This is a genomic window from Bradyrhizobium sp. (assembly GCF_016462955.1).
Taxonomy (GTDB): domain Bacteria; phylum Pseudomonadota; class Alphaproteobacteria; order Rhizobiales; family Xanthobacteraceae; genus Bradyrhizobium.
On record NZ_JAEMSD010000016.1, the window covers coordinates 4,058 to 11,357 of the forward strand.

General features: G+C 66.8%; 8 protein-coding genes. 1 reads left to right on the forward strand and 7 read right to left on the reverse strand.

Features of this window, described 5'->3' with window-relative positions:
• Positions 1–418: 418 nt before the first annotated feature.
• The 7 genes from JHD07_RS03535 to JHD07_RS03565 form a co-directional block, all read right to left on the reverse strand.
• Positions 419–976, reverse strand: coding sequence for a DUF2478 domain-containing protein (locus JHD07_RS03535; protein WP_291618985.1), 558 nt, complete (start codon positions 974–976; stop codon positions 419–421).
• 23 nt (positions 977–999) lie between these two features.
• Positions 1,000–1,845, reverse strand: coding sequence for a copper chaperone PCu(A)C (locus tag JHD07_RS03540; protein WP_291618987.1), 846 nt, complete (start codon positions 1,843–1,845; stop codon positions 1,000–1,002).
• A 115-nt stretch (positions 1,846–1,960) separates the two neighbouring features.
• Complete coding sequence (gene ccoG / locus JHD07_RS03545) at positions 1,961–3,388, reverse strand: cytochrome c oxidase accessory protein CcoG (RefSeq protein ID WP_291618989.1); 1,428 nt, start codon at positions 3,386–3,388, stop codon at positions 1,961–1,963.
• A 204-nt stretch (positions 3,389–3,592) separates the two neighbouring features.
• Positions 3,593–3,907 (reverse strand): metal-sulfur cluster assembly factor, encoded by a 315-nt coding sequence (locus JHD07_RS03550; RefSeq protein ID WP_291618991.1) that lies wholly within the window; start codon positions 3,905–3,907, stop codon positions 3,593–3,595.
• Positions 3,904–4,410 carry a DUF2249 domain-containing protein gene (locus JHD07_RS03555; protein WP_291618993.1) on the reverse strand — a complete coding sequence of 169 codons (507 nt, stop codon included), beginning with the start codon at positions 4,408–4,410 and terminating at the stop codon, positions 3,904–3,906. Before JHD07_RS03555 ends, JHD07_RS03550 begins: the two co-directional genes overlap by 4 nt.
• Positions 4,411–4,422: 12 nt before the next feature.
• Entirely contained in the window at positions 4,423–5,730 is a 1,308-nt protein-coding gene (locus tag JHD07_RS03560) for a hypothetical protein (protein WP_291618995.1), read from the reverse strand.
• A 35-nt stretch (positions 5,731–5,765) separates the two neighbouring features.
• Positions 5,766–6,944 carry an NnrS family protein gene (locus JHD07_RS03565; protein WP_291618997.1) on the reverse strand — a complete coding sequence of 393 codons (1,179 nt, stop codon included), beginning with the start codon at positions 6,942–6,944 and terminating at the stop codon, positions 5,766–5,768.
• A gap of 161 nt (positions 6,945–7,105) precedes the next feature.
• On the opposite strand from JHD07_RS03565, the gene JHD07_RS03570 reads away from it, so the two are divergent.
• The gene (locus JHD07_RS03570) at positions 7,106–7,291 is read left to right on the forward strand and encodes a hypothetical protein (protein ID WP_291618999.1); all 186 of its coding nucleotides are present in this window, start codon (positions 7,106–7,108) and stop codon (positions 7,289–7,291) included.
• Positions 7,292–7,300: the final 9 nt, after the last annotated feature.

The following is a 7,300-nucleotide window of genomic DNA, read 5'->3' on the forward strand; positions in this document are numbered from 1 at the left end:
GGTCGAGATGCGGAAGCGGGCAAGGATACGCGACATGGTGTTTCCGTTCGGATGGAGTGACGAATCTGCGCCACCGTTCCACGCGAAACCGTCACCGTCGTTGCGGTCACGCAACTTCGGGGATGCAATTTATCGCTACTCTACTTCCGATTTTAACGGATCGCTTACGGGTCGTCCTAAGCGTAGGACCGTTCAGAATTGAGCCGCATCAAGGCCGACGTTTTCCGCGCGTCGTGGATCGCAGTTTCCTCCTGCACACCGAGTCCTTCATGACCGCCTTCGGGTACGTTTGCCGCGTCACCGGACAGCCTTTCCAGCATGGCTGAACGGAGTGCGGCGGCGCGACCGGATGACGCGTTCGTCGCCGTGCCGTGCCATGCCTGCGCGGCTGCATTTCCCGAACCCCAAGACCGGCAAGTTACTCGGCGACAAGCCGGTCGGAGACGCTCCGACCGAGTCGATCGGCCCAGCGCTCGATTTCACCGACGTCGGCCTCGACTTCCGTTCCGAGGTCGCCCGCGAAACCGCGCCAGGCGGCGAGATTGCCTTTCGGCACGCCGATCAGGACCGGAATCTCCCGCTCCAGGGCGGCGGCGATCAGGTGCCGCAGGCCCCGGCCTTCGCACTCGGCCTTGCCGAACTTGTTGAGCACCAAGACGTCCGGATCGCTATCGAGAGCGGACGCGACCCGGACCGCCGCGCCGGTGAGTGCGGCTTCGTCCAGTCGGCAGGACGAGGCGCCCGCGCCGCGGTCTTCGAATATCGCCGTGCAGAGACCGGTCGACAGGTCTTCGAGAATCACGTCGCAGCGGCGATCGGGCGTCGCCTCGGAGACGTGCTGCAGGACGCCCGCAAGCGACAGTTCATGGCGACGACAACGCGCGACGAGCGCCTCGAACGCGGCGGCCGGATAGCCGGTGTCGGGATAGACGAGCGCCGTGAGAGACGGAGCGATATCGGAGCGAAGCATGGGCATGGCGGCGGGCTCTCTCCTGGAGATCATTCGATCAGGATCGGGGCCGCGACATCGATCCGGTCTCCCGGCCCCATGTCGATGCCGAGCGCCAACGACCACTTGCCGTCCGTCGCCGCCGTCATTCGGACCTTCCAGGTATCGGACGACAACCGTTCGGCGATTGCGGCCACCGACGCGATCTTCTTGTCCAGATTCGACAGGGTCACCGACAGCGCGTCGACCGAAAGCGGCTTCTCGTCGCCGTCCTCCAGCTTCACGACGATCTCGACCGGACCGTGACGGCCTGGCATGACGGTGACGTCCGCCATGACCCGCGTTCCGCAGATGTGCGTGAAGAACGGCTCCTCGGCCGGAGCGGGCTTGGGCGGCGGAGCGACGGCGACCTGCGACGCGTTCGAAGCGATCTGCAGCCGCGGTCCCTTCGCGCCGACGGGTCCGACTTCGAAGTCGACGTCGATCCGTCCCGCGCGCTCGAACCTCAAGGCGACCGGGATGCGCTGTCCTTCCTCGAAAGGCGCGTTCAGTCCGACGAACATGATGTGATCGCCGCCCGGCGCCAGGGTCACGGTCTGATCCGCCGGGATAGCCAACCCGTCTTCGACGGGACGCATCGTCATGATGCCGTCCTGCATGGACATCCGGTGGATCTCGACCTTCGCGGCGGCGGCGCTCGAAGCCGACAGAAGCCGGTCGATCGCGGTTCCGTGGTTCTCGATGGCGAGGTAACCAGCCGCGACCTTCGCACCCTTCGGGCTGGCGCGGCTCCAGGCCTGGCCGACGGTCACGTCGTGGGCGGCGGTTGGAGCGGAGCCGACGAATGCGAGCGTGGCCGCGACGACGATCATGAGCTTGGGAATGTGATGCAGCATGGTTCGATCTCCGATGCGCGGGAGGGAGACAGGAGGTTCGTTCCGGCTTCCGTCCGCAACGTCGCAGATCCGCCCGCTATCGACGTTGACCCCGCACAAACTCGGGTCGGATTCGTCAGTGTTCGACGAAGCGGTCCCTGGCAGTGAGCACGGTGGCGCCGGTCTCGTCGCGCGCCGTGAACACGACCTCTCCCCGCGCGGATGCCGCCGTCAGCGTCACCCTCAGCGACTCGGACGCGTCGGGCCCCACTTTGACGGGACCCGATCCGTCGTTGCCGACGATGGCGAGTTTCGCGTCGACGTCGACGGACAGCGTGTACGTGTGAGGCACCGAGGACTTGTTGAGCAGCTTGACGGTATAGGCGTTGCGCACCGTTCCGTCGGAGAGACGCACCGCGACCGGATCCCTGTCGTGCTGCACCGAAAGGGTGGCTGTCGTCTTGGCTTCGAAGCCGAACGCGATGGCGCCCGCGAGCGCCACACACGCCGCGGCCAATCCCACGGTCTTCGGGCGCACCAGACGATTGACGGGCGCTTGCCGGACGCGCCCGCGTTCGATGTTGTTCCAGCTTTCGTAGTCGATGAGGCCCCGGGGACGACCGAGCTTGGCCATCACGCCGTCGCAGGCGTCGACGCAAAGACCGCAATTGATGCACGCGAAGTTCGGGCCCTCGCGGATGTCGATGCCGATCGGACAAACGTTGACGCACTGCCCGCAATCGACGCAGTCGCCGGCCGGCTTGCCCTGGAGGCGGAGCTCGGCGGCCTTCTTCGCCGAGGTACGCTCCTCGCCGCGATAGTCGCGGTAGTTCACGGTGTAGGCTTCCGGATCCCAGATCGCACCCTGCAATCGCGGCCACGGACACATGAAGGTACAGACCTGGTCCCGCGCGAAGCCGGCGAGCCCGTAGGTCGTGCCGGCGAAGACCACGATCCAGGTCAGCGCGTTCGCAGACACGTCTTCGGACGCTAGGCCCCGCAGCAGGCCCGGCGCGTCGGTGAAGTAGAAGATCAGCGTGCCGCCGGTCGCAAACGAGATCAGTAGCCAAGCCGCGTGCTTTGCGACGATCTGAAACGCACGCTTCGGTGTGAGGGGCCCACCCAGGTTCTTCAAGCGCAGCCGGCGGTCGCCCTCTATCAGCCGCTCGACCAGCAGGAACAGGTCGGTCCAGACCGTCTGCGGACAGGCGAAACCGCACCACAGGCGGCCGGCAAGCGCATTGGTCAATATCAGGATCGTCGCGGCGAGCACCATCAGGCCCGTGACCAGATAAAGGTCCTGCGGCCAGAGCTCGACGAAGAACGCGTACAGCCGCCCGTTGGCGAAATCGAGCAGCACCGCCTGGTCGGGCGCGCTCGGTCCGCGGTCCCAGCGCAGGAACGGCGTGACGTAGTAGACGGACAGGGTCAGCAGGAGGATCGCCCACTTGATGCGGCGGATCGGTCCCTTGACGGACTGGGGAACGACGGGCTGTCCCGATGAAGCCGCAGCCCTGGTCCTGGCACGGGTCTTCGCGTGGTCGATCTCGATGGTCAGTGCCATGGCGCGGTCAGTGCGCGGCGCCGCCGGGGAAAGCCCGGACCGCGGTCATGATGGCGTGCGGAAACACATGGAACACGGCGACCTCCCTCAGACAGGGGACGTCGCCCCGCTGCAGGCAAGGTCTCAGATCGGTGCGGACCCTACGTTGTCCGGGCGCAAACTCGCCGACGAACGCGCCGTCCAGGGGATCGGATCGGCGGGAACTCAGTTCACGGCGGCGAACCCGAGCGAGCCCTTGACCTCCGGCTCGATCATGTCGGGGGTCCAGGCCGGCTCGAAAGTCATCGTGACGTCGGCGTGGACGACACCTGGGACGGCGGAAGCGGCCGCCTGCGCCCCTTCCCTCAGGAAACCGGTCGCGGGGCATCCCGGGGTCGTCGCGGTCATGGTGATCCGGACGGCGCCGGCGTCGACGACGATGTCGTAGATGAAACCGAGGTCGACGATGTTCTCTCCGAGCTCCGGATCGATCACGACCCGCAGCGCGTCGCGCACGCGATCGGCAAGCTCGGCGGTCATGACGGGGCCCGGACGGTGAGTTCGTACGTGGTCTCGTCCTGGGTGAAGCCGCCGAGCCACCGGAAGCCGCGCTTCTCGAGCTGCGGAAATAGGAAGACCGGCTCCCGGCGCAGCAGGGCGGACAGGGTTTGGCCGGGTTTGAGCTTTTCGGCCGCCGCGAGAATTCGGACCATCGGCTCCGGAGGATCAAGCTCTCGGGCGTCGATCGAGGCGGCAGGCTCGGGCCATTCGTCGAATTCGGAGCCTGCGGTGACCGCCGCTTCCTCTTTCGGTGCGTAAGCCGGCGTGAACAGGACTTCCCACTCGCCGCCTTCAAGTGCCTGCTCGGTGTGCCCGAAACCCTTGCTTTCCATAACGTCGAACAGCGGAATGGGCTTGAAGGTGGCGTAGAGGCGCATGCCCTGTCCCGGCGCGAGGCCTTCCAGCGCAGACATGATCGCGGAGAACGGCTCGCCGCCGGCGCGGAGAATGGGGCGGACGTCGACGTCGATGTACTGGGTCATGGGGGTCCTCTTTCAGTTTCTGGCGAACAACAGGCAGGGAGCGACGGCGCCGGCCGGCAGCCGCAAGCCGCTTTCGACGTCGGTCAGTCTCCGGATCCGGACGATTTCGCTCACGACGCCGACGGCGCCCACGGTCATGGCCGACGCCGTGATCTGGAAAGCGAACGGCTCGGCGGCGAGGAGCGACAGCGCTCCGGCCCAGACCGACAGATAGTAGATCGCGAACCACTTCGTCGCTCGCCCTTCCGCCACCAGATCCTGAACGCGCGGCGTCGGGGCCCGGCCCATGACCGGTCCGTACGTCTCGAGCCAGGTAAGGAAGGCGACGATCTTGTAGAGCTTGGCGAGCACAAGACCAGACAGCCAGCCGAAGATGGCGAGGAAGGCGAAGGCGCCGAGATGCGTGGAGAAGGCGCCGGCCGCGACCAGCGCAACGCCCAAGAACGCCGTCGCCCCCAGGCTGGCGAAGGACAACGTCGCCATCCTCATGTTCAGTTCGAGCTGCCGGCGCTTGCGGGTCCGGAAGATGGCGGCGACGTCGCGGCCGTAGAGCGCCGCGCACAGGAGACCGAGCACGGCGGCGGCCGAGAGGACGACGTTCAGACCGGACGCGAGGTCGATCGCGAGCGCTCCGCCGATCACCGTCACCGCCACGGCGAGCGCGCCGGCGATCAGCGTGACCTTGGTTCGGCGGTCGTCGGGATCGGGAGCCAGCATGAACATCGAAAGCAGCCGGTAGCTCACGCCCATCGCCGTCAAGGTCAGCCAGCCGCCGAGACCGGCGATGGCATGCAGCGGGACCCCGCTCGCGAGGACGGCGTCGCCGAACGATCCTGCCCAACCGCCGAGAGCGAAGGCGAAGACGCTCCCGAAGACGGCGGTCGCGACGAGCGACGCCAATCCGGCGAGCACGAACCGCGCCGGTCCCGTCGGACGCAGCCACGCCGTGAGCCCGAGGTCGACGACGACCAGACCGAAACCCGCGACCAGCAGAACGGCGCCGAGCGGCAGCAGCCACAGCGCCGGCGGAAGGCGTCCGCCCAGGGACAGGAAACCTGCGATCAGCGCACAAAGTCCGACGACCAGCAGGATCAGCGCAGGAAGCGCGGACTTCTCGGAGAACAGAGGCTTCGCGACGAGGACCGGGACGAACTGGAACAGAGCCCCGCACATCGCCAGACTCAACCATCCGATGCAGACCGCGTGAACGAGAACGAGCGTGTCGGCCGAGGCGATGTCGGCGGCGGGATATCCGACGCCGGCGATCATGAGCGCGAGTGCGACGAACAGCCAGGCGAGCGCCGCCGCGAAGTAAGTCATCGTCCACCGGGATATGCTGGCCCCGATCATCATGATCAGAACTTCCGCAAGCGGCAGAGAAGCGGCGCATAGGCGACCGCGAAGCCGAAGAAGGCGAACGTCCACGCGATCCCGGATACCGTCAGCAGCGGAACGGAATGCGCCGGTTGGAGGGCGGCGCAGACGCGAGCGAGCGCCGCGACGATGATTGCCGCGTAGACGGCCTGGACGAGCGCGGAGGCCTTCAGTGCCTGACCGGTGTGACCGAGCGAGGCGCGCGTCATCACCGCGAGCGTCATCGATCCGATCGCGCCGCCGGTCCAGGCGTGAACGCCGGCTCCCGGAGCGACCAGATCGACGGCGGACAGCGCGGACAGGAGAAATCCGACGGGCACGAAAGCGTACGCCACGTGCAGGATCAGGACGAGGCGATCGGAGAAGGTCCGTTCTCCCGCCCAGCGGACCAAGCGGGCGAGGTGAAGCACACCGCCGATGACGAGAGCTCCGGCCGTCGGCAGGCCGAAGGGGGCGATCACCCACGCCGCCATGGCGCAGACGCCGACGACCATCGCGACGGCGTCGAAGCGGTCGAACGGAATAGGAAGCCGCCCGGGAGCGCGCCGCGCGAGCCAGTTGCGCGTGAAACTCGGCACGATCCGCCCCCCGATGACGCAGACCAGCGTGACGACCAGAGCGATGCCGGCTCTGGTGGAATACTCGGCGAGCCCGGTGACGTGCGCTTCGATGTGGAATGCGACGTTGGTGACGGCGAGCAACGAGACGATCGCGATGACCTTCAGGTTGTTCCACTTGCGCCCGGCGACGATCTCGCGAGCGGCCGCGGCGGCGAGAAGAACCAGGAAGGCGGCGTCGATCGCGAGCGCGGCCCGCCAGCCGATCGCGTAGGAGAACGACGTCGCGGCGCGGCCCGCGACCCAGGATCCGAACAGCACGGCGAGCGGCGCCCCCTGGATCGGCAACCGTCCCGTCCAGTTGGGGATCGCGGTCAGGAGGAAGCCGGCCACGACGGCGCTGACGTAGCCGAACAGCATCTCATGGACGTGCCAATCCCGAGGCGCGAATGCCGTCGGCAGCGAGAGATGTCCGGAGAACATCGCCAGCCACAACGGAACCGCCGCCCCGGCATAGACGGCGCCGAACAGGAAGAACGGCCGGAAGCCGTGCGACAGCAGCGCCGGTCCGTCGTAGTTCCTCAATTTCTGCATCGTCGCCATGGGCGTCCTTCCCGATCGAATTGATGTCAGACTAGTCGCGGGCCGTCGGGTACTCTTTGTCGGGGCGCAAACTAGCGCGTCCCTCGTCGATCTATTTGATCCGCGACAAAGAGCGGGTCCGCGCGTCGGCTATCTTCCGTTCGTCGGCAACGGAGGACGGGATGCGGATTTTCGAGAGACTGCGCGGCAAGGAGCGGAACGAAAGCGGCATCGAGCGCAGGCTCGTCGAGACCGTGTTTACCGACCTGCTCGGACATGGCGATGAAGAGGTTCTCGCGCCGGTCGTGGCGGCCGCCGCCAAGCCGAATTGCTGCTCCTGTTGCTCGGCGGAAGCCGAAAACCGGTAAGGGCTGCAA